This window comes from Peribacillus sp. NPDC097198 (genome assembly GCF_044762055.1).
Classification (GTDB): domain Bacteria; phylum Bacillota; class Bacilli; order Bacillales; family DSM-1321; genus Peribacillus.
Genome location: NZ_JBIWDO010000002.1, coordinates 448,890 through 471,287 on the forward strand (window position 1 = coordinate 448,890; position 22,398 = coordinate 471,287).

24 protein-coding genes and 3 riboswitches are annotated in these 22,398 nt (G+C 41.0%); of the genes, 14 read left to right on the top strand and 10 right to left on the bottom strand.

What is annotated here, in order from left to right; all coding sequences use genetic code 11:
* Positions 1–53 precede the first annotated feature (53 nt).
* The 10 genes from ACIQXQ_RS05265 to ACIQXQ_RS05310 all read left to right on the top strand — a co-directional run bounded on the left by ACIQXQ_RS05265 (position 54) and on the right by ACIQXQ_RS05310 (position 8,282).
* Positions 54–467 carry a hypothetical protein gene (locus ACIQXQ_RS05265; RefSeq protein ID WP_402955966.1) on the top strand — a complete coding sequence of 138 codons (414 nt, stop codon included), beginning with the start codon at positions 54–56 and terminating at the stop codon, positions 465–467.
* Between the two features lie 50 nt (positions 468–517).
* Positions 518–700 carry a hypothetical protein gene (locus ACIQXQ_RS05270; RefSeq protein WP_402956044.1) on the top strand — a complete coding sequence of 61 codons (183 nt, stop codon included), beginning with the start codon at positions 518–520 and terminating at the stop codon, positions 698–700.
* A gap of 8 nt (positions 701–708) precedes the next feature.
* On the top strand, positions 709–1,161 hold the full coding sequence (locus ACIQXQ_RS05275; protein WP_402956046.1) for a tyrosine-type recombinase/integrase: 453 nt from the start codon (positions 709–711) through the stop codon (positions 1,159–1,161).
* 1,853 nt (positions 1,162–3,014) lie between these two features.
* Positions 3,015–3,524, top strand: a complete 510-nt coding sequence (locus ACIQXQ_RS05280) for a hypothetical protein (RefSeq protein ID WP_402955969.1) — start codon at positions 3,015–3,017, stop codon at positions 3,522–3,524.
* Between the two features lie 168 nt (positions 3,525–3,692).
* Positions 3,693–4,241, top strand: coding sequence for a recombinase family protein (locus ACIQXQ_RS05285; protein WP_402955972.1), 549 nt, complete (start codon positions 3,693–3,695; stop codon positions 4,239–4,241).
* Between the two features lie 296 nt (positions 4,242–4,537).
* Positions 4,538–4,972: a hypothetical protein gene (locus tag ACIQXQ_RS05290; RefSeq protein ID WP_402955974.1), complete on the top strand. Its 435-nt coding sequence runs from the start codon at positions 4,538–4,540 to the stop codon at positions 4,970–4,972.
* A gap of 660 nt (positions 4,973–5,632) precedes the next feature.
* Positions 5,633–5,902 (top strand): HU family DNA-binding protein, encoded by a 270-nt coding sequence (locus tag ACIQXQ_RS05295; protein ID WP_402955976.1) that lies wholly within the window; start codon positions 5,633–5,635, stop codon positions 5,900–5,902.
* Positions 5,903–6,097: 195 nt separating this feature from the next.
* Entirely contained in the window at positions 6,098–6,595 is a 498-nt protein-coding gene (locus ACIQXQ_RS05300; RefSeq protein WP_402955978.1) for an SHOCT domain-containing protein, read from the top strand.
* Between the two features lie 428 nt (positions 6,596–7,023).
* Positions 7,024–7,365, top strand: a complete 342-nt coding sequence (locus ACIQXQ_RS05305; protein ID WP_402955980.1) for a tyrosine-type recombinase/integrase — start codon at positions 7,024–7,026, stop codon at positions 7,363–7,365.
* Positions 7,366–7,709: 344 nt separating this feature from the next.
* Positions 7,710–8,282: a hypothetical protein gene (locus ACIQXQ_RS05310; RefSeq protein ID WP_402955982.1), complete on the top strand. Its 573-nt coding sequence runs from the start codon at positions 7,710–7,712 to the stop codon at positions 8,280–8,282.
* Positions 8,283–8,823: 541 nt separating this feature from the next.
* Here the strand turns inward: ACIQXQ_RS05310 and ACIQXQ_RS05315 are convergent.
* From ACIQXQ_RS05315 to ACIQXQ_RS05325, 3 genes are all read right to left on the bottom strand, one after another.
* Positions 8,824–10,056, bottom strand: coding sequence for an aminopeptidase (locus tag ACIQXQ_RS05315; RefSeq protein ID WP_402955984.1), 1,233 nt, complete (start codon positions 10,054–10,056; stop codon positions 8,824–8,826).
* A gap of 173 nt (positions 10,057–10,229) precedes the next feature.
* Positions 10,230–10,793, bottom strand: a complete 564-nt coding sequence (locus ACIQXQ_RS05320; RefSeq protein WP_402955986.1) for an FAD-dependent oxidoreductase — start codon at positions 10,791–10,793, stop codon at positions 10,230–10,232.
* Positions 10,794–10,949: 156 nt separating this feature from the next.
* Positions 10,950–12,437 carry an aldehyde dehydrogenase family protein gene (locus ACIQXQ_RS05325; RefSeq protein ID WP_402955988.1) on the bottom strand — a complete coding sequence of 496 codons (1,488 nt, stop codon included), beginning with the start codon at positions 12,435–12,437 and terminating at the stop codon, positions 10,950–10,952.
* 283 nt (positions 12,438–12,720) lie between these two features.
* Here ACIQXQ_RS05325 and ACIQXQ_RS05330 point away from each other — a divergent pair, with 283 nt between their 5' ends.
* Complete coding sequence (locus ACIQXQ_RS05330) at positions 12,721–13,926, top strand: MFS transporter (protein WP_402955990.1); 1,206 nt, start codon at positions 12,721–12,723, stop codon at positions 13,924–13,926.
* Positions 13,927–13,964: 38 nt separating this feature from the next.
* Here the strand turns inward: ACIQXQ_RS05330 and thiE are convergent, their stop codons facing one another.
* Genes thiE through tenA form a run of 5 tightly spaced genes read right to left on the bottom strand, consistent with a single transcriptional unit; the run spans position 13,965 to position 17,391 of the window.
* A complete protein-coding gene (gene thiE / locus ACIQXQ_RS05335; protein WP_402867891.1) occupies positions 13,965–14,600 on the bottom strand; it encodes a thiamine phosphate synthase in 636 nt (211 codons plus the stop codon).
* On the bottom strand, positions 14,581–15,396 hold the full coding sequence (thiM, locus tag ACIQXQ_RS05340; RefSeq protein WP_402955992.1) for a hydroxyethylthiazole kinase: 816 nt from the start codon (positions 15,394–15,396) through the stop codon (positions 14,581–14,583). Before thiM ends, thiE begins: the two co-directional genes overlap by 20 nt.
* Entirely contained in the window at positions 15,393–16,199 is an 807-nt protein-coding gene (thiD, locus tag ACIQXQ_RS05345; RefSeq protein WP_402955994.1) for a bifunctional hydroxymethylpyrimidine kinase/phosphomethylpyrimidine kinase, read from the bottom strand. The genes thiM and thiD overlap by 4 nt, the downstream gene beginning before the upstream one ends.
* Entirely contained in the window at positions 16,168–16,701 is a 534-nt protein-coding gene (gene thiW / locus ACIQXQ_RS05350) for an energy coupling factor transporter S component ThiW (protein WP_402955996.1), read from the bottom strand. Before thiW ends, thiD begins: the two co-directional genes overlap by 32 nt.
* Positions 16,702–17,391, bottom strand: coding sequence for a thiaminase II (gene tenA / locus ACIQXQ_RS05355; RefSeq protein WP_402955998.1), 690 nt, complete (start codon positions 17,389–17,391; stop codon positions 16,702–16,704).
* A 105-nt stretch (positions 17,392–17,496) separates the two neighbouring features.
* A riboswitch (TPP riboswitch) is annotated at positions 17,497–17,589 on the bottom strand.
* A 68-nt stretch (positions 17,590–17,657) separates the two neighbouring features.
* Positions 17,658–17,763, bottom strand: a riboswitch (TPP riboswitch).
* A 304-nt stretch (positions 17,764–18,067) separates the two neighbouring features.
* Positions 18,068–18,171: riboswitch (SAM riboswitch) on the top strand.
* Between the two features lie 98 nt (positions 18,172–18,269).
* Here tenA and ACIQXQ_RS05360 point away from each other — a divergent pair.
* A complete protein-coding gene (locus ACIQXQ_RS05360; protein ID WP_402956000.1) occupies positions 18,270–18,533 on the top strand; it encodes a Fur-regulated basic protein FbpA in 264 nt (87 codons plus the stop codon).
* Positions 18,534–18,759: 226 nt separating this feature from the next.
* Positions 18,760–18,936, top strand: coding sequence for an aspartyl-phosphate phosphatase Spo0E family protein (locus ACIQXQ_RS05365; RefSeq protein WP_402867897.1), 177 nt, complete (start codon positions 18,760–18,762; stop codon positions 18,934–18,936).
* 52 nt (positions 18,937–18,988) lie between these two features.
* On the opposite strand, the gene ACIQXQ_RS05370 is transcribed toward ACIQXQ_RS05365, so the two are convergent.
* Positions 18,989–19,498 carry a GNAT family N-acetyltransferase gene (locus ACIQXQ_RS05370; RefSeq protein ID WP_402956048.1) on the bottom strand — a complete coding sequence of 170 codons (510 nt, stop codon included), beginning with the start codon at positions 19,496–19,498 and terminating at the stop codon, positions 18,989–18,991.
* Positions 19,499–19,655: 157 nt separating this feature from the next.
* On the opposite strand from ACIQXQ_RS05370, the gene ACIQXQ_RS05375 reads away from it, so the two are divergent.
* Positions 19,656–20,354, top strand: coding sequence for a DUF459 domain-containing protein (locus ACIQXQ_RS05375; RefSeq protein WP_402956002.1), 699 nt, complete (start codon positions 19,656–19,658; stop codon positions 20,352–20,354).
* A gap of 75 nt (positions 20,355–20,429) precedes the next feature.
* Here ACIQXQ_RS05375 and ACIQXQ_RS05380 read toward each other — a convergent pair whose 3' ends face one another.
* A complete protein-coding gene (locus ACIQXQ_RS05380; RefSeq protein ID WP_402956005.1) occupies positions 20,430–22,247 on the bottom strand; it encodes an ABC transporter ATP-binding protein in 1,818 nt (605 codons plus the stop codon).
* Positions 22,248–22,398 lie beyond the last annotated feature (151 nt).

The following is a 22,398-nucleotide window of genomic DNA, read 5'->3' on the forward strand; positions in this document are numbered from 1 at the left end:
CCCGAGGGTTAATATTATATAGAATTAATTGGTCTTTTGGTGGGTTGACGGAAATGGCAGAAGTGTACGACTCAAAATCGTGTTCCTTTTGGAGTGTCGGTTCGACCCCTGCCACCGGTATCAATACATCGCTTGCCAATGCGGTGATATCAACGTTCTCTACTTCGGTAGGGGGCGTTTTTTATTTGTCCGGAATATACTACCTGGCGCTAAATATCGTGCGCGGTCAATCATACGCGATATTTATGGCGCGTCGTAGCAATCGTTTAGAACCAAACGAAATCAAAGTTGTAGCATCCGATATTATCCCCGATAGGTTCAATTTTGACGAACTTCTGTACCTATTCCTTCACGACGCAAACCTGCGTAATTTAAGATCACATACTCTCCGTTATTGCCAAAACGAATTAACCTCGTTTAGAAAGTCGCTCGGAGAATTAGAGTTCGATTTAACCCAGCGAATATAAGGGCGGAACATATTTCTGCATTTATAGCGTATATAAAGGACGTTAAGGGGCTGAAAGTAACCTCAATCAATACGAGGCTCCGAGCAGTTCGCGCTTTCTTCAATTATGCGTATGCCAATGATTATATAGCGAAAAGTCCTTGCAGAAATCTTAAATTGCTTAGAGATAGGAGAGCAGTTATTGAGAGCTTACTCGCGAGCAAATTAATAAGATTCTCAATAAACCGGATTTAAAGACGTTCATCGGCGTTAGAGATTATACTATTCTCTTTTTATTGTTAGAAACTGGGATTATAGCGAATGAACTGATCGGTATTAGTGTGGATGACATCTGTTGTGAGGATTCTACAATCCTCATTCGCAATACTAAAGGCCACCGAGAGCGCTTAGTCCTGTTTCAATCCAAAATGAAAACGCAGTTAAAAAAGTACCTTGTAATAAGGGGCCAATGTGATACAGACTCATTGTTTGTAACGTTAGAAAACACACCACTTTCAAAGTGGCAACTCCAAAATCGTGTATCATACTACGGCAAGAAAGCGAAGATAAACAATGTTCGTGTTAGTTGTCATACATTCCGTCATACTTTCGCAAAAATTAGTGTAAAGCAGGGTGCTGGCATATTTGAGTTACAGCAAATCCTCGGACATACTTCGATGGAAATTGGTCCGAGTCTATGTGAATCTCTATTGTAATGACGTTAAAGAGAAACATAAGCAATTTTCACCGTTAAAGTATGTGCGTTAACATCAATGTTAAATACGGACAAATAAAAAAGCCACTCCCATAATGTTAAGTATTGGTAGCACTTAACGGGAATGACTTCGCCTGCATATCGACACAGGTAACTACTTCTATTATAACAAGGCCCAGCGCTTTATTTCAAGGGGTTTGTTTAGACATGAAACCGTTATCCTTCACAGGCATTTTCCCGACGTGGAAAGCCTAGTAATACGTCGTTAAACTAACCTTGACCGGTAAGCCTCCCGCCAATGCAATAAAGTGAGCGCGTCACATAAACAACGATCCTTCTGCGTTGGTGGCGGTCTAGGTGAGGACTACCAGCGAAAGCGAAAGGTCCGGGCGGGTTATCGTTGGCGTTAAGGCGCTAGGGTGCTGCGGCAGGGTTAAAACCACGTACAGGGGCGGATATTGTACGAGCTGCAGTCGGTCGAAAGATCGGAGGTCACAGAAGGGCTTTACGACGGATACCAAACGACGGTGACGTAAGTATTTCGACTTTGCTTCTATATGCCGACATTGCCTTCCGCTTTGTCTGCGTATAGGGGCGAAGACTGCTCCCATCCGTTTCCAAGCCCCAAGCCTCTGGCTCAGTAAGTTATTTCGCAGAATTATGACGAAAAGATAGATTGATCTTGGAGGAGGACAAAGCCTCGGAGCGAGCAGCGGTCAGGCAAGCGATAGCGCGGCAGGGTATTACATCGTTTGACTCTCGAAAAATAGGTGCCTTTTTGGGGACATATACGGCAAATTAGGTGCTATTTCAGGGACAAGCGAAAAGTGGCGAAAACCCTTTCGGCTGTAGGCGTGAAGACGTTTTTTGAAGTTCCCCATCTATCTTAGTCAGTAATAATAAGAGACTGCCGTCCTACCGTCCGGCCAACTTCTTTATTCGAAAAAGAGATATAAGTAAGGACCGTCGAAAAAGGGTATGGTTGGCGGACGAATGAAATGAGGACGCAAGGTTTTTCTCGTTAGTTCAGCCGGAACCCTTCGCAAGTCTTAGTCGGCAAAGTCCGCCTGTAAGCATTTTCGTATACTGGACCGTCCTAACCTTCTAAGATTACACCAGGGAAGCTACTGCGAGTAATGGACGGATTGGACGCAGATCTTAGGATAAATTAGGATTCAGTGTAAACTTCGCAAGAATCAGCTTCCAGGCTTACGGAGAGAGAAACCGTCAAGGCTCCGTCCTGTTTACATTCCGTTACATATCACTGATTAATCGCGTATTCTCCGTGGATCAACGAATCGTTCGATATACACCTACAAACTGCCTCAGATGGACATCCGGCTCAAACACTTTCACAATCCTTCAAAATCGGTAGCTTTACGGCGTTTTACCTTTTTCCTCGGAATGGAACCGGCCTTGCGGCGCCAGGATGTCGCATCTTAAAGTTACGGAAAATTAGCGCTATAATCGGCTGCTGAGGATTGAGAAAAGTTGCGATTTTTTCGCGTTTTTGGCCTAGAACATGCGCCTCAGACGAACGCCATTCAAACATTTTCGAAATCATAAAATCGTTGGTCAAAGCCGGTAGTTTTTCGAAGTCTAAATCTAAATAACTCAATATGAATGGAATTCTTTAAAATTACTAGAGTGTTGGACCTTTATTTAGATAAAGTGTAAATGTATAATATAATTAGTTAAAATAAGGTAAATGGATTTAAGTCGATAGACCTAAGTGATTACAAATATATGCAATTTGTCCAAACGATTCACAAGGCAATGGGAGATAAGTTGATGATAGGTTAGCTTAAAAAAGAGCTGGTAAAATTCGATTAAAAATAGACTGGGGCGGTTTGAATGGATAGAGAACAATTAGTTGAAAAAATAAAAGATTTAGGAATGAATCCTGATAATCTAACAAGTGATAACATGAATAAATTAATTGAAATGCAGATCAAAGGTGAATTTGGTAAAGATGTTTTTAAAGATTTTGTAAAAGAAAACAATACAACGTTTAAAACCTTTGTAGAGGGATTAGACAATATTACTAAAATACATGAGTATTCAAGTAATACATACTTACGAACGCTAAGATGGCTTGTCGAAGATTTAAGGAAAGAAGCTGTAAAAGAAAATACTACTTACGAGGAAAAAGAGAGAATTAATAAAAATATAGTTGATATACTTAATCGATTAGAAAAAGAATCCAAAGATAATAAAGAACACGGGCTCAAGTTTGGAACATTAGTGGCTGGTGTTGCCGTTGTAGGGATTGGTGCTGGTCTCTGGGTTTTTACAAAGAATCCAGAATTACTAAAAAAGGGTACTCAGATGATTGTCCAAAATACTGTTAAACAAATATTATAATATTCAGACTCATCTTCCTTTAAATGCCGATTAAATTCGGTTTTTTTATGTTCTTTTAGTGTCATAACTTAAAAGTATTGACACCGATTTGCTAACTCGCTAAAATAAAGGTATCAAAAGGTGTCGTAACTTAGGGCCATAAGTGATACCGGAATTGAGGCGGATTTTATGAAGTATGGATATGCTAGGATATCAACAGTTGGACAGGATTTGCAGGCGCAAGAGAATGCGCTGAAAGCAGAAGGTTGCGGTAAGATATACGCGGAGAAGTTCACGGGTACGAATACAGAACGCCCACAGTTCCAGGCGCTACTTAGCGAACTAAAAGAAGGAGATACGCTGGTAGTTACGAAGCTAGACCGTTTTGCTCGTTCTATGACGCAGGGGAGCGAGCTAGTAACGGAGTTAATCAATAGAGGGATACGAGTACATATATTAAATATTGGACTTATGGATAACACTCCGGCAAGCAAGCTAATTCGAAATATATTCTTCTCGTTTGCAGAGTTTGAACGTGATCTTATTATCGAACGTACGCAAGAAGGAAAGGCGATAGCAAGGCAGAGTCCTGACTTTCGCGAAGGAAGACCAAAGAAGTATGGAAAGAAACAGATTGAGCATGCTTTAAGTCTGCTAGAAACACATTCATATAAGCAAGTCGAAACAATGACAGGAATTTCGAAGAGTACGTTAATAAGGGCGAAGAGGGGACGTTGACAGGGCGGCCTCTTTTTTTCGTGATTCTCCCAAAGCCCCGCCCTAAATGCTCTTTTTCTGCTGCCAGACTAACGCCGACACCGAAAAATCACTTTCACTTTACACTGCTTCACACAAAATTAACGCATCCAGAAACACATGGTTCTATCCTCTGGTGAAAGAAAACAGTCGAGGAGATAACGATTTGCAAGTTGTGTATCAAGGGGAAAAGTAGGATATTAATTCCTATAAGAGTTAATGATGGGAAAAATGTTTTATTGATAGTATAATAAACCTATTATACGGGGGTGAAGGGTATGTCATTGATAGCAGAGTTACAAGATATGAAAAACTTATATACAAAATTAAGAGAGCATCTATATTCCTATCCGGATCATTATACTGCTTCTGAGGAAGAGTATTTGATGAGGACTCCATGGATTGATTCAACCGTTTACAAACAATTTAGAGAGGGTTTGGCTGATATTAACGATTATTTAGATTCAACTTTATTGGCCGATATCCTAGACCTTTTAGACGAAAGTTCTAATTTAAGCAAGTATGTGGCTTTTAATTCTCAAAGTTACCAGATGGATTTTATCCAAGAGCAAATGGATGCGTATGAAGAGAAATTAGATGCCTACCAAGAACAGGCGGCTAGTTTAGCCTCAGAAAAAGAACAAGAAATTTGGGATGAAGCTGAGCAGGATGTTCGAGCACTTTTCGAAGACTTATTGCCAAAAATATTTTAACTTTATGCCGAGGTGAGAGCCTCGGCTTTCTTTTTTGTCGTCCGTGTGACATCGAACTCACAAGGCGTTAGGGTTCCGTGAACTGAAAGGCTTCGCCCGTCCAGCCGTCGAAAAGGTACGGAAAGGAGGTCGGTCGTATGAAGGAGATAACGCGAGGAAGATGCTGCTCATTCTGCGGTAGGACGTTAGAGGACGGCGACCCGGTGATTGTAAATGAATTGAGGATTGTTACACACGTTAGTTGCCCGATTCCGGTCTTGAGCTGATTCGGTCGGAAGGTACGGGGATGAATAGGCTCTGTTAAAGGTAAGGGTTGATTTTTCGTAGGGTGCTATCGCCGGTAGAAGTTTGTAAAGAATTGTACTTTAATTATCGGCTGCTTTAGCTTATTAATAGTAAGACAATAAGTCGATAGAAAATCTATTGGCTTTTTCTACGTATTCGGAAGATTATACGCAACACAGGTCGCCCTCACCGGCGGTCTTTTTATTTATACGAAAGGAAGGGCGTGCAACGAGGCTGACGGAATTTGGGGTGCCATTCGAAAAAGGCGATCGTGCTATTCGAAGGCCTATGATGCGAAGGAGCTGCCGGAGCTTAATTCGGAAAAATCAACGGGCTCGCTTCGGCGGGCCTTTTTAATTTAAGGAGGAAAACGGAATGGATAAATCAGAATTAATTAAGGCGGTTGCGGCGGACACCGGACTGACGCAGAAGGACGTTCGAAAAATGGTGGCGTCGCTTGAGAAAACAATTACCGAAACGCTGGAGGCCGGCGAAGAAGTTCGTCTGATCGGCTTCATGACAGTAAAGCCGGTAGCAAAGAAAGCTCGTAAGGGGCGCAATCCTGTTAGTGGGGCTCCGGTAAATATTCCGAACAAGCTCGGTCTGGCTATAGAGGCAGGGCAAAAACCTAAAGGACGCTGTTAGCGCGTTGAAGTACGAGGGTTACCAAAAAATAGGATGTTTCTGAGGACGATTTCTCGCGAATTAGAAAAGTTTCGCGGGTAGTCGTCCATTAATTGCGTTCTGATAGCCTAAAGTTTGTTGAATATATACTAAAATTAAAGTAAAATATAGTGAAAAAGTAGGATATGCGATTTAGTCGAAATAGGAGGCTTATCTATGGATACGAGACAGGAAACGATTAAACTTGCGGGCTGGGGTCGTAAAAAGGCAATGCAGAAACAGATAGAACTTATTGAGAACGGATTGGCGGACGGTGAAAAGTTATTAGGTGTAGCAGCTTCTTTTCCTAAGCCTGTCGAGCAGCTTTACGTCACAGATAAGAGAATAATCGCTCATAAAATTGTGAGCATTATCCAGAACGATAAAATAGACATACCTTTATCTAATATTAGTTCGATTAATACCCGCGTAAAAGGCTTGAAAGCTAGTATCGAAATTGTAACGTCTAACAATGCGGCGGAAATCCAGGGAATGCACATCCACATTGCGAATGAGATAAAGACGTTAGTTGACTCGCTTATCGCAGGTAATTCTAAACCCGCAGTGCAGAGCGACTTTGCCGATCAGATTAAAAAGCTGGCGGAACTGAGGGATAGCGGAATATTGACCGAAGCAGAGTTTAGTGCCAAAAAGTCACAGTTACTCGGCCTTTAAAAAGGAGCTTTCCATTACGGTGAGCTCCTTTTTAATAGAATAATTATTCTAGCAACTCGGCAAAGTGTGCGAAGATTTAAGTTGCATTTCGGTGTCCGGGCATGTAAAATTGCGTATAAGTGATACAATCGTATGTAATGAATTTATTCCGAAAATAATTCCGAATTATATAATGTTGATATCATCGTTCTCTACATGGTTAGGGTTACGGAGATATTTACCGACACGACTCAAAATCGTGTCCCTCTGGAGTGCCGGTTCGACCCGACCACCAGTATCAAAACTTTCGTTTGGTATATCATCAATTAAACGAATATAATATACCGTCAAAAAAAATGTTTCTCACATTGTGGGAAGCGTTTTTTTCTTTGTCTATTAAAAAGTTATATTAATACCTTATAACTTTACCTAGGAACAAATACAAGAACATGGAATTCGTTATGCATACTTACAAGGGCATAAAGGTTGTTTCTATCAATACACGTTTAAGGGCATTACGAAAGAAGAAATATATTTCTATTTCCATAGTTGATATTCAATGGGAAGAAAGACTTTTGAGGATAAGAAACGCTAAGACATTTAGAGAAAGGCTTGTACCGATTCAAAGCGAAATGAAGAAGCAGTTAAAAAAATATATTGTAGTAAGGGGAAGCCTAGATAGTGCCGCTTTGCTTGTTTCTATCGATGGTAAACCTATTACTAGGAAAGGTATTCAACAAAGAATCCGTATTTATGTGGAAAAGTCCAAGATAAAGGGATATTCGGTTTAGTCCTCATACGTTCCGACATACATTGCAAAATTAAGTGTTCAGCAAGGGGTAAATATATTTGAACTACAAATGATTTTAGGACACACAAGCATGGAAAAATGTAAAAGTGTACGTTAACCTTTTTGGAAGTGAGGTAAGAGAACGACATTAGGATTTCACACCATTAAAAGTGCTAGTAAAAAAAATAGATAAATAGAAAAAGCCACGCGTTTGCACCTCGTGTAATCTGATTAATTCAGATTTAGGACGACCTTAAAGTCAACACATTGTTACCTAAATTTGGTATATTTATTAAAGGAATATTTAACTAGATAGTAACAAAAAATAAAAGTTGGTGAGTTACCTTGAATGAATGGATGCCTCTTGTAAGTGCAGGAATTGGCGGGCTAGTTGCTATTATTGTAGTTTTAATTAACCAAGTAATGACACATATAAGATGGAAAGAAGGATTAAAGAGAAAAGGAGAAGATAAGTACATTGATAAGAAATTAGAGGTGTTACATGAGTCTGTGATTGAATTTTTCATAATGGCAAATAAATCATTAGAACTCTCCAGAGTAATAGAAAACGGGGGTAGGAGAAACGTTAGGAAAGATATTAATATTTTAGATAATGAAGTAAGAACCAGAATTGCAAATTCATCTCCATACTTAGATTCTGATTTAGAAGAAAGAGTACACAATGTTTATGAGATTCTTGTCACACTCAGATGGATTGAAGTTGAAGACAAAAGTAATGAAGAAGAAATCATAACAAATTTATTGTGGCTTAATGAAGAACTTCATCTTCTCAAAGAAGATCTGGAAAATATCATGAAGGGATTTCACTCTAAAAAGAAGGATTCCAATGAGCTAAATTGGTTTGTGATATTTTCAACAATACTAAACTTAATACTATTAACTTATATTTTTATATAGTTGTTTGAATTGCATGAGGATGGAGGAGAAAACGTATGATTTTGATATTACAAACTTTGAAGGTATTGTGAAATCTCTCGCTATGTATTTGGAGATAGACGATAGAAAAATTGTTTATTATATAGAGAAAACGACTGTTGCGTCATATTAATGATGTTGTAACGGGGGGAAGCATTGGCGAATGTTTTTCATATGTAAAATCCAAAGTAAGGATAACCCCTTCCAATATCACGAAAATTCACAATGAAGATGAATACATTAATGAGTATATAATCTGAAATTGCTTTAAATATAGTACTTAATAACAAAAGAACCTTAGCTTGAATTTTATGCTAAGGTTCTATTACTTTTCTTTTGCGTTATAAAGCATTATTGAAGCAAGATTTCATAATTGAAAAGATAAGTATAGCCACGTGCTTCCCAGTATGCAGGAACACGTGGCTGATGAGCTTGATAAGCTGTTTAATTTTTATTGATGTGACCAAAACTGTGACCACTCAAAGTTATAGACGCTCAACCCCCATATATATCAGTGAATTTATTAAAACGCCCAATCCCCATTACGGAAGACAGGTTCTGAAGTGCCGTCCTGTTTGATACCATCGATATTCATTTTATCCGAACCAATCATGAAGTCAACATGGGTTAGACTTTCGTTCAGGCCATGTTCCGCCAGTTCTTCGGGGCTCATGTTTTTCCCGCCTTCAAGACAGAATGCATAAGAGCTTCCGATTGCTAAGTGGTTGGATGCATTTTCATCAAATAATGTATTAAAGAATAATACGTTTGATTGGGAAATGGGCGAATTGAATGGGACCAGTGCCACTTCTCCTAGGTAGTGCGAGCCTTCATCCGTTTCGACCAATTGTTTCAGTATTTCTTCTCCTTGTTCAGCCTTCACTTCCGTGATCCGGCCGTCCTTGAACGTCACGGAGAAATGATCGATGATATTGCCGCCGTAACTAAGTGGTTTGGTGCTTGAAACCGTTCCGTTTACGCCTGTTTTCAGTGGAACCGTGAACACTTCTTCCGTTGGCATGTTAGCCATGAATTCATGTCCTTGCTCATTGATGCTGCCAGCTCCGCACCAAAGGTGTTTCTCAGGCAATTCGATGGTTAAATCCGTACCTGGTGCCGTGTAGTGCAATTTTTGGTAATGCTTTTCATTTAAATAATCGACTTTTTCATGAAGCGTATCGTCGTGTTTCTTCCAGGCTTCGACAGGTTCTTTTACATCAACCCGGACTCCTTTAAAGATCGCTTCCCAAAGGGCATCGATGCGTTTCTCTTCAGCTACTTCAGGGAAGACTTTATCAGCCCAAGCTTGTGAAGGGACTGCAACAATGGACCAACTCACTTTATCGGACTGCATATATTGACGCCATTTTTTCAGTGCGGTACCCGATGCCTTTTGGAAGTTGGCGATCCGTTCAGGTTGAACATTTTTCAAAAGGTCAGGACTAGAGGAAATGACCGAGAGAAAAGCTGCGCCATTTTCAGCAAGCTCGATCGTTTCTTTTGCCCGCCATTCTGGATACTCGTTAAATACTTCAGCGGGGGCCATTTCATATTTTGTACGACCGACAATATCGTCATTCCAGTTAACGATGACATTACGTGCGCCGTTTTCATAAGCCTTTTTAACGATGAGGCGAACAAGTTCAGCTCCTTCTAAGGTTGTGTTTACAACGAGATTTTGTCCCTTCTGGATATTGACGCCGACTTTAACGGCCAGTTCTGCGTATTTTTCTAAATTGGTTTGAAATTCATTCATCTTTTAAAACTTCCTTTCTCTTATCTACAGGATAATTGTATCGATAGTTTCTGAAAAAAGAAACTTTTTACACATATGTATCATAAAACGTGGGGGTTCAAATAAATCCGATAAAAAAATAGAGGAGGATGGAAAAGCTGAGTGCAGGGACTCAGCTTCTGTGAACACTCTCACTATTTTTTCAATACATCATGATCTACATAACGTTCGCCGTTGATCTCACTTAATAGGTTAATGGCCACTCTGGCTCCATCACCGGCCGTAACGATGGTATGAACGCTCACGCCTGCACCAGCCCCAGCGGCCCAAATTCCTTCTACAGATGTTTTCCCTAGTGAATCCACGTCATACACCTTTTTAGTCCGAGGCTCTATGCCGTCTTTTGTCGCGACTCCCGCTTCTTCGGCTAGATTAGTGATCATTCCCGTCGCGAGAATGATGTGAGAAGCTTCAATAAGGCCAGTTTCCGTTTCAATTGTAAATCCTTGTTCCGTTTTTTCGATGCCTGTGACTTTTGTTTCGATATGTTCAGCACCGAATTTCTTTGCCTGTCGGATTCCGATATCGACTAAGTCAGGTCCAGAGATTTCGGCCACGCCATAATGGTTTTCCATCCAGGCTTTTTTTGTGATACTTGCATTACTATCGAGAATGACGGTCTTTTTTCCTGCCTTGGCCGTGAAAATAGCGGCACTTCCACCAGCAGGTCCAGCACCGATAATGGCGATTTCATACATAGGAAAATTCCTCCTTTTTCTATACCTTGATTCTATCAAATGTACATAGGAAATGGCTATTGAAATGATTTGAGAATAATCACAATAATAAATATATAAAAAAGAGTGCAACGAGCATGGAAAAGAGGGTCCCGGAAGACCCTCTCTATTAAAGAATTATTTGTCCAGGTTAATCCAGACGCTTTTCACTTCTGTATAATTTTCAAGGGCATAGGAACCCATTTCCCGTCCGATTCCGGATTGCTTATAACCACCGAATGGGGAGGCGGCGTCAAATGCATTATAGCAGTTTACCCAAACAGTACCGGCACGTAACTTTCCTGCTACATAATGGGCGTTAGCTAGATCGCTTGTCCATAAACCGGCAGCCAACCCATATTCACTTGCATTTGCCCGGTTGATTACATCGTCTATATTCTCATACGGCATGGCAGCAATGACTGGACCGAAAATTTCTTCCTTGGCAATGGTCATTTCCTCTTCTACGCCGGCAAAGATCGTTGGCGAAACGAAGTAGCCTTCATCGCTAGGATTATTTCCTCCTACCAGTATTTCTGCACCTTCATTTTTTCCTTTTTCGATGTAACCAAGAACTCGATTCTGCTGTTCTTGGGAAACGAGTGGACCAATTTGTGTATTCGGGTCCAATCCGGCTCCTTGTTTGATCTTTTTAGCGTGACTTGTCATATCGGCCACGACATTATCATAGTGTTTCTTTTGGATATAAACCCGGGAACCTGCACAGCATACCTGACCCTGGTTAAACATGACACCATTTAAAGCTCCAGGAATGGCTTTGGAGAAGTCGGCATCTGGAAGGATGATGTTAGGTGATTTCCCTCCGAGTTCCAGTGTCACGCGCTTCAATGAATAAGAAGCAGAACGCATGATCATTTTCCCTACTTCAGTAGAACCGGTGAAGGCAATCTTATCGACTTCAGGATGATCGACAAGAGCTTGACCGGCAGTTTCACCGAATCCAGGGACGATATTGACGACACCGTCAGGGAAACCGGCTTCCGCGATTAGCTCTGCTAAATAAAGGGCGGATAATGGCGTTTGTTCGGCAGGTTTCAAAATGACCGTGCAGCCAGTCGCAAGAGCTGCTCCCAGTTTCCACATCGCCATGAGAAGCGGGAAGTTCCAAGGGATGATTTGGCCGACGACGCCTACAGCCTCATGTTTTGTATAGTTGAAGTAATTTCCATTTACGGGGATGGTTTGGCCGACGATTTTAGTCGACCAGCCAGCAAAATATCTCATATGCTCAATGGCTAGAGGAATATCCGCATTTGTTGTTTCACTAATGGGCTTTCCATTATCCAATGTTTCTAATTGTGCTAGTTCTGTTTTGTTTTCTTCCATTAAATCTGCTAGTTTATACATCAGCCTGCTACGGTTAGCGGCGCTCATCTTGGACCATGGGCCTTCATCGAATGCTTTTCTTGCCGCTTTAACGGCTAAATTGATATCTTCTTTATCCGCTTCATATACATCTGCGAGTTTCTTGCCTGTTGCGGGGTTGGGAGTGGTAAAGGTCTTCTTCGAGGCACTTTCTACGAATTTTCCATTGATATAGAGCTTTTTAGGACCTTTTAAAAACTTGTCCAGCTTTCCACTTACTTCTAACGTTAGATTGGTCATTGTTTCCCTCCTGAATATAATGATTATATTGGGCAAAACATGATGACTTAATTGATAACGCTTTCATATGCCAATATTTATCATAAAATAAATAGATGGAATATTCAATCATTACTATTCGACATTTTATTTTCAAATGGAAAAAGGCTTGGAGTCAACGTTTTTCCTATTTGAGTAAAGAAAAGTGTCAAGACAGGTGTAAAATATATGGTAAACTTTAAAGTTAATAGGTAGAATCAAAGTGGGAGACTATATTAAGAACTATCAGATTTAGGAGGAAAATATGGAAAACAATGCGAAAGGGATATCGCAGCGTAAACTGCTGGGTGTCGCCGGTTTTGGATGGATGTTTGATGCACTCGATGTGGGGATGCTTTCTTTTATCATCGTTGCATTGAAACAGGATTGGAATTTAACGAGCCAACAGGTCGGCTGGATTGGAAGTATCAATTCTATCGGGATGGCAGTAGGGGCGATTCTCTTTGGAGCGATGGCAGACCGGGTTGGCAGAAAGAATGTCTTTATCATAACCTTATTATTATTTTCGATTGCGAGCGGTCTGTCTGCGGCTGTCAGTACGCTTAGTTTATTCCTAATTTTGCGTTTCTTGATAGGGATGGGGCTCGGGGGAGAGCTACCTGTAGCTTCAACGCTCGTTTCTGAAAGTGTCGAGGCAAGTAAAAGGGGACGTGTTGTGGTACTCCTTGAAAGTTTCTGGGCGGTCGGCTGGCTGTTGGCGGCACTCATCTCCTATTTCATCATTCCTGTATACGGATGGCGCGTGGCTTTGTTATTAAGTGCAGTTCCGGCGTTATATGCACTATATCTACGCTTGAAATTACCTGATTCTCCTAAGTATACGGAGCTTGAAAAGAAACAGAGATTGTCAGTGCTGGATAATATGAAAATGGTCTGGCAAAGAGGGCACGCACGTCAGACGCTTGTATTATGGATTCTTTGGTTTTGTGTGGTCTTTTCCTATTACGGCATGTTTTTATGGTTGCCAAGTGTCATGGTCATGAAGGGATTCAGCATGATTCAAAGCTTCGAATATGTATTGATCATGACGTTAGCCCAATTGCCTGGTTATTTCTCTGCTGCGTGGCTGATAGAGAAGATGGGGCGTAAGTTCGTATTGATTACATATTTAATAGGAACGGCAGGTAGTGCATTTTTCTTTGGCTCCGCTGAAGGCTTATCACTCTTAATCGTATCCGGCATGTTTCTATCGTTTTTCAATTTAGGTGCATGGGGGGCGCTTTATGCGTATACACCTGAACAGTATCCTACCGTCATTCGTGGAACAGGGACGGGGTTAGCAGCTGGAGTCGGACGCGTCGGGGGCATCTTGGGGCCGTTGCTTGTCGGGTATCTGGTGGCTGGAGATACACCGATATCGACCATCTTCACGATTTTTACCATCGCGATTTTAATTGGTGCTGTTGCTGTGGCATTTGGAAAGGAAACGAAGAATACCATTCTTTCATGAAGGAAGGAGGATGGCTCAAAATGAGCATCCTCCTTCTATTAATTAGTGAATCTTTTTATAGTGTATGAAAGGAGTGTAGCCGCGTCCATTGGATTTTTTGCCTGTGTAATGGCAGAGACGACCGCAGCACCGGCAATTCCACTTTTAGAAAGCCTGTTGATATTATCCGCTGTAATCCCACCGATCGCAACGGCAGGAATCGAGGTACTGTGACAAATTCTCTCCAGTTCCCCTTTTTTCAAAGCAGTTGCGTCTTGTTTCGTTTTTGTCGGGAATACAGAGCCAACACCAATGTAGTCAGCGCCATTGTTTTCAGCTTCAAGGGCCTCCTCCAAGGTAGAGACGGATACTCCAATGATCATATTGTCAGGAACAAGGGTCTTGATGATGGGAAGAGGAAGGTCATCCTGCCCAACATGAATTCCATCCGCTCCTACAGCAAGCGCAATATCCACGCGGTCATTAATGATTAACGGAATCGAAAGTTCATCAAGGACCCCTTTTAATAGAGAAGCTTTTTGATAAAAAGTAAGGGAAGATGCCTGCTTTTCTCTAAGTTGGACGGCCGTAACTCCGCCTGATACCGCCTCGGTGATGATAGTGGTCATGTCCTCGACGGCTAATGATTCTTCCGTGACTAAATAAAGGCTCAAATCAAATGGCACTTTCTTCATGCATTTTCACCTCGTATTTCCATATGGAATCATTCATTCCTGAGATGGCATCGATAATCCGTGTCCGGTATGTCCCTGTGCCATCATTTTTTTCAAGGGTTCTGGCAGCAAGCTCACCAGAGATGCTCATGGTTGAAATTCCTGCGATAGCAGCTGAATAGTAATCCTCCGTAATTCCGCAGAAGACCCCAATCAAGGCCGTCGACATACAGCCGGTGCCGGTCACCTTTGTTAAAAGAGGGTTTCCATTATCGATGATGGACGTACGTGAAGAGTCACTAACGGCATCCTTGGCTCCACTCACGACGACAACACTCTTCAGTTTTCTAGCAGCACGTAGGGATAGTTCTGCATTACTCATGGAAAGCGGTCCTGAATCGACCCCTCGCGTTACGATATCGCCTCCCATTAGCCGATGGACTTCACTTGCATTGCCGCGAATAATCTGGACAGTCATTGAATCGAGCAGTTCCATCGCTTTCTCTGTTCGGTAAGGGGTGGAACCGACGCCCACAGGATCTAAAATTACGGGTATATGGCAATCGTTCGCTGTTTTCCCGGCAATCGCCATCGCCTCCAAGGAAACATCATCCAGTGTACCTAAGTTAATCACCAGTGCTTGTGCCAGTTTGACCATGTCCGCCACTTCTTTTGGATTGGAAGTCATAACGGGAGAACCACCAATTGCCAGGGTAGCATTGGCACAATCATTTGCAGTAACAAAGTTGGTGATTTGGTGGACGAGTGGTTGTTTCTTTCTCACTCTGCCAAATAAGTCTGCAACGGATGTATTCATGTGAAATCACTCCGTTCCTTTTTATAAAATTGATGGAAATGGTGAACGGGTCCGTGTCCCTTACCGAGTTCTAAGCTATTTCGTATCGCTTCTGAAATATAGATTTTCGCTTGTTCAATGGACGTCGCTAAAGGAAGTCCATTAGCAAGATTAGATGCAATGGCAGAGGAAAGGGTACAGCCAGTTCCATGCGTATTTTTCGTATGAATGCGTTCACCCTTGATCCAAGAGAACTCCTTGCCATCATAAAAGAGGTCATTTGGATTTCCTACTGCATGTCCTCCTTTCAGTAAAACAGCCTTCGGACCCAGTTCCAGAATAGCGGTACATGCCTTATAAAAGTCCTGCTTCGTCCGAATCGGGAATCCGGTAAGGACCTCTGCTTCCGGTATATTCGGTGTGACAAGTGTAGCAAGTGGAAGTAAATCGATTTTTAACGACGAAACGGCCCTCTCATCTAACAGATGGTGTCCACTTTTGGAAATCATGACAGGATCAAGGACGACGATAGCCGGTTTAAATAATTTTAGTGAATGGGCGACGGTTTCGACCGTCTCCTTTGATCCAAGCATCCCTATTTTTACTACGTCGACACGAATGTCTTCAAAAACGGCCGCAATTTGGTCGGTAATCACAGCGAGATCGATGGGCTGTACAGATCGAACTTCCAAGGTATTCTGCGCCGTAACGGCGGTGATAACAGACATGCCATAAACCCGATGGGCCGAAAATGTTTTTAAATCAGCTTGGATGCCGGCTCCGCCCCCAGAGTCAGATCCGGCGATCGTTAGTGCCCTTTTCATAAAAAAACCCCTTCATATAATGATTTTTTAAGAGAACTTTCAATAAAAGAAAGCCTATAATTGCGCCCGTTAAAGAACTAAGAAGAAAAGCTGGCAGAAAACCAAAAAGTGCCGCTTTTTTTCCCAATAATAAAAGCGCGATCGGATAACAGGCGATGGATCCGAGAATGCCTGTCCCCACTATTTCTCCCAAGCAGGCGTGTCCCATCCTTCTTGTTTTTTGGTAGAGGAAGGCCGCCAGCAGGGCACCAACCATGCTGCCCGGAAATGCAAAAATGGAACCTGTACCTGTCATGTTCCTGAGAAGGGATACTAAAAAGGCCTGTGTCACAGCAAAACCCGGCCCCAACATAACGGCTGTCATGACGTTGGTTACATGTTGAATAGGAAACACCTTCGCAAAACCAACAGGGATGTAAACGAATGAGCTAGTCAGTGTAGTGATGGCCGTGAACAAGCTAGTCAACGTCATTTTCCGTAACAAGTTACCAGTACCTAGCATTCAAAGCGGCCAAACCTGTTCGTTGTGAACCATGTCCCAAAATAAATATTCATATCGGGAGGTCATTAAAAAGTGTTTCTCTAATCTTTTCAATTCCCTTTCAGGCATATCTTCCGTCAGTTCGTCTAACAGCTTGGCCAACCATTTGTGCGCATCTGCGAATTCGGGGGATGCATACGATTGAATCCAAGCGATATAACGATTTGTTTCTAGTGCTGTACCATTTTGTTCTTTTAATATCGAGCCAATTTCATAGTAATCCCAGGCACAAGGAAGTAAGCAGGCAATAAGGTCGGCTAAAGTTCCATGATGGGCAGCATTGAGCATATAACCTGTATAGGCAAGGGTAATCGGAGTGGGTTCGGTATTTTCCAATTCCTCAGAACTAATTCCGAACTCCTTGCAGTAGCTCCTATGCAAATCCATTTCTACCTGTAGAGTCTCATTTAAAATACTCGCAAATTTGGTCATGATCTCAAGGTTAGTGGCCTTGATGGTCCCTAAGGCAAAAAGCTTGGCATAATCCATAAGATAGATATAGTCCTGCTTTAAGTAATAGGCGAATTTCTTTTCTGATAGTGTCCCGTTTCCAATTGCTTGAACGAAAGGATGAGTATGATTCTTTTTCCAAATTTCTTTTGAACGTTCGTGGAGTCTAGCACTGAAAGTTTTCATTTGGGTTTTCGTCATGATTTTTCCCCCTTATAATTCATTCACATACAAAGGAGGGGAGTGTCCAAAAATGAAGAACAGCCGCTTTCATATAGAAAGCGGCTGTTCTAGGAATGTACGAATCCCTTTTTCAACCTGCTTTCCTCCGCTGGTATGACCAGATCAGGTACAAAGGGTTTGATTCTCAGCCTATTAATGGCTCCCCTAGCAGTTTATTATTCAATTAAACGAAAACCCCGTTCCTGAAAACGGAACGGGGCAGATGGATGAAGTCAAATATACGACGACGATATCATCCACTTTCCTCCGCCGGCATCACCCGGATCAGGTTCAAAGGGTCCGGAACATCATTCCATCTCAGTCTTATAGAAGACTCCCCTAGTGGTATTTCGTATGTGATTATTGTCATCATATCAGATAAAAAGGAAAATGCAACCTTTGAATCCAATAGAATTTTATGAGTATTTTGTGGCGTGAAAGGGGTAGTAGGATAAAATCCCCAATGGTAAATGGAGCATACCTAACCCACGGTCAATTGGAGGGAAATATAGTTATTAGCAAAATAGGGATATGGTCTTACCTTGTGCTAAAAGGGCACACGGAAAAATAATATAAAAATTAAAAATTATTTGAATGTAATTGACTTATCCTTGCAAGTGGGATAAAATCATGTCAAAATCATTTATATTCTGTATTCTTATCCAGAGAGGTGGAGGGACTTGGCCCTATGAAACCTCGGCAACAGACCCATCGGGGAACTGTGCTTCTTCCAACAAGCAATCGCTTGGAAGATAAGAAGAGACGAACGGACCTCTGTCGACCTCTTCTTGGATTAGAAGGGGTTTTTATTTTTGTCAAATAGGGTTTAAGAATCCCATACAACAGGTATATATATTTTGGCTTTAGCAAAGCCTATAAGATTAGGGGCATTATATGTGGAAAATATGAATAAAAGGAAAGGGGCCATTCATATGGCAGAGTTTTTCGAGAAAAAAGAACAGAGGAGAGCATTGTTGATAGAAGAACTATTATCAAATGGTGTATACAAAACCTCTGATGAAAAGCATCTCTATGATGCTCCATTAAAAGCTCTTGAAGATGAATATAAGATCGTTATAGATAGATCAGGTAATGAGTCACCTCCAGAGTGCATGACTTAGTTAACCTATAGTGAACAATCAAAGAGAAAAAGCATTTGCTGTGTAAAAGCGAATGCTTTTTCTCTTTGAACTGACATAAAAAGTACAAAATATAAAAATATAATGGGTATTTTGTCACATTTCACTAGTGAAATAACATATTTAAAACATGTAAAATGATTGATTTCGCCTAGTGCTTTGGTTATGATAAAAATGTAAAATAATTGAAAAATAGGAAGTGATTATATTGAAGCCTCCTCATATAACAACAGTTGAAAAAATTGAAGAAAAACGAAAAGAAATGATTATGTTAGCAAAAAATTATGGTTTGACAAGCAGGATGACCATTCAAGCAAGTCAAGAGTTGGATTCTTTATTGAATGCGGTCACACATATAAAATTCCTGGGAGTTTGTCGCGAATAATCAGTACATCCCAGACCATTCAAATCCAGGCAATCGCCTTTTGCAATGGAAGTCATGTAGTGACACGTTTACCAAGAATGACCAAATCGCGTTCCACTCCATCGAGTTCTGCTATTTTCGGTAAATGCGCCCATTTTTCAAAACCGAATTTTGAAAAAAGCTTAATACTTGGTACATTGTGTGCGAAAATAAATCCAAGAAGTGTCTTAATCCCTATCTTCGGACTCGCCTCTATAGCCTTTTGGATTGAAAGTTGTCCAATTCCTTTCCCACGGAACTCCTCATCTATATAGATGCTAATTTCAGCGGTAAAATCATATGCGGGTCTACCATAAAAAGATTGAAAACTCATCCATCCAGCTGTTTTTCCATCATGTATGATCATATATAATGGCCGTTTGAGAATATGATGTTCCTCAAACCATTTGAGCCGTGATTCTACTGTAACTGGTTCTGTATCCGCAGTGACCATCCTCGAAGGTACTGTAGAATTGTAAATTTCGATAATTTTAGGCAAATCCTCAAATACTGCTTCCCTGAATTCTGTAAACTCCTTCATCATTAAGCTCCAATCCATTTATTATGGCATTCCAATCACCAGTACAGGTGCATCATGCAATTTAATTTTTATTAAGTTATTCAAATGTTAGGCTTGTCCTCTTTTTGGGTATTTAAAAATAAAATACTTCCTAGTGAATACAAAAGGAGAAGCAAAACAAATGAAGAAAATCGTTGGCTTATTTTTTATTGTACTTGTTATTTGTTTAGTTGCCTATGCGTTTCAGGCAGTAGATGCGAAAAACGATCAAAGAGTCATGGCATTTGGAGATTCTTTGACTTATGGAAAGGGCGATAAAGAAGGGGAAGGATATATTGATGACTTGAAACATAAAACGAATGATTCCGATTCAGAAAAAGTCCAATTCTGGAATTATGGTATTAGAGGTCAGGAAACGGACGGTGTCATTAAACAGCTCGAAGATCTTGAGATTAACACAAAATTGGATAAGGCTGACACATTTATCGTCTATATCGGAATCAATGATTTAATTAACAGTAATGGTGGAAACTTAAAAAAAATCAATGATCAAAAGATAAATGATGAAAAGAAAGAGTATGTACAACATTTAGATAAAATTCTTTCTGAGCTTCTAAAGAAAAATAATAAAGCTGATATCTTGGTGATAGGGTTATATAACCCCAATAAAGACGACTTGAAATTAGAAAACCATATTAGTGATTATAATCATTCGATTCAAAAGATGGTGGACAAGGATAGTAGACTAAAGTATATCCCTACAAACGATTTATTCGAAAACAAAGATAAAAAAGCATACTTCAGTGATGAAATTCATCCAAATGAAGAAGGCTATCAGCTTATAACCAATCGAATCTTAGATAAATATGATTTTAAATAAGAACGATAAAAGGGCATGGAAACTTGATTTCCATGCCCTTTTAGGTTTATTTATCGGGGGCGGATTTCTGGTTGGTTATGTTTCTGATGGTGCCTCCGCCTGTGGAAACTGTAAGTCATGGAGCTGCCGATAGCGACCATTATTTAGTAGCAGTTGTTCGTGCGTTCCATTTTCTTGAATTACCCCTTTTTCAAGAACGACAATTTGATCTGCCTTTTGAACGGTTGATAACCGATGGGCAATGACGATTGAAGTCCGGTTCTCTAATAGGTTGGATAACGCTTCCTGAATCAGATGTTCGGATTCCGTATCGAGCGATGCCGTCGCCTCATCGAGAATGATGATTTGGGGATTCTTCAAAAGGGCCCTGGCGATGGCAATCCGTTGCTTTTGGCCACCAGAAAGTTTGACCCCACGTTCTCCGATTTGTGAGTCATATCCTTTTGGGAACGTCTTGATGAAATCATGAGCATATGCCGCCTTAGCCACTTCGATAATTTCCTCGTCCGTTGCGTCGAGTTTACCATAGGTTATATTATCGCGGATGGTCCCGGTAAACAAAATGATGTCTTGCGAAACAACCCCCATTTGGCTCCGTAAAGATTTGAGGGTGAGATCACGAATATCATGGCCATCCATTTTTATTGTCCCTTGTTGGGGGTCATAGAAACGAATTAAAAGGCTGGTAATCGTTGATTTCCCTGCCCCGGATGAGCCGACAAGAGCGGTTACCTGTCCTGCTTTTATCATCAGGTTAAGATTTCGGAGTACTGGTACCCCCTCGACATAAGCGAAATCAATTCCTTGAAATTCGATTTGTTTCGTGATTTTGGGAACATTAATTGCTGTCTTTTTGTCCTGGATTCCAGGTTGTGTCTCCATTATTTCGGTGATCCGTTCAAAAGCTGCAGCCGATTGTTGCACGATACTGATTACACGGCTGAAATTACGGATTGGACTTTGCAGAAGCCTGAGATAAGCCAGGAATGCCACGATTAATCCAATCGTAAATTCTCCCTGCATCACTTGCCAGGCACCAAATACAATCACGGCAATCAGACCTAAATTATTCATTAAATCTATGAGCGGGCCAAACATGGACCTCAGTCGAACTGATTTGATGTTTGCTACCGTATTCTCATGATTTCGGTCCGCGAATCGTTTTGATTCAAATTCTTCATTAGTGAAGGATTGGATGAGCCGTATGCCGGAAAGGGAATCCTGCAGCTGATTGCTGACATCGCCGGCCGAACTTTGCACGCTTCTGAATGAGAGGCGGATTCGTTTACCAAATACACGTGTCAGATAGAACATGAACGGAAAGGTAATGAGAAGGACCACGGTCAGTTTCCAATTGATGAACAGCATATAGATTGCGATGGCAAAGAAGGTGACCGTATCTGTAATAACTTGTAGCATGCTTGATGAGATGAGTTGTTGAAGCAGGTTCACATCATTCGTGAGCCGGGACATTAAGTCACCCGTTCTATTTTTATCAAAAAATTTCATATCCAATTTTTGAATATGGTCATACATTTCATTTCGTAAATTCATGATCGCTTTTTGCCCCACTTTAGATACGATATAGCCGTTCACATAATTAAGCAAAGCTAACAATATGGCCGCAAAGAGGATACCTATGCCTACCCAAATCAATGAGTCATATTCTTTCCCAGGTATGACATCATCAATCGTATATTGCGTAAGTTGTGGGATGGAAAACTCAAGCATGGAAATGAAAATCATTATGCATATGATCATACTTGAAAATTTCCATCTGGATGGGATACGATTGAATATTTGTTTCAACATTGACCGAATGCTTCCTTTTGATGGTGCAGCTGTCAGGGTGCTACGGCCCTTGTGGCTGAAAGGGATATGTCCCCCGCTCATATTTAATCACTCCTATGGTAAATTGAAAGTTGTCTTTAAAAGCAAAAAAACCTTTATGATTATCATAGAGGTTTTAAAAAAATAGACAACTTTTGAGCGGTTTTTCTTTAATAAAGAACCTTATATTTTACAACTTATCCCTTCGGTGGAA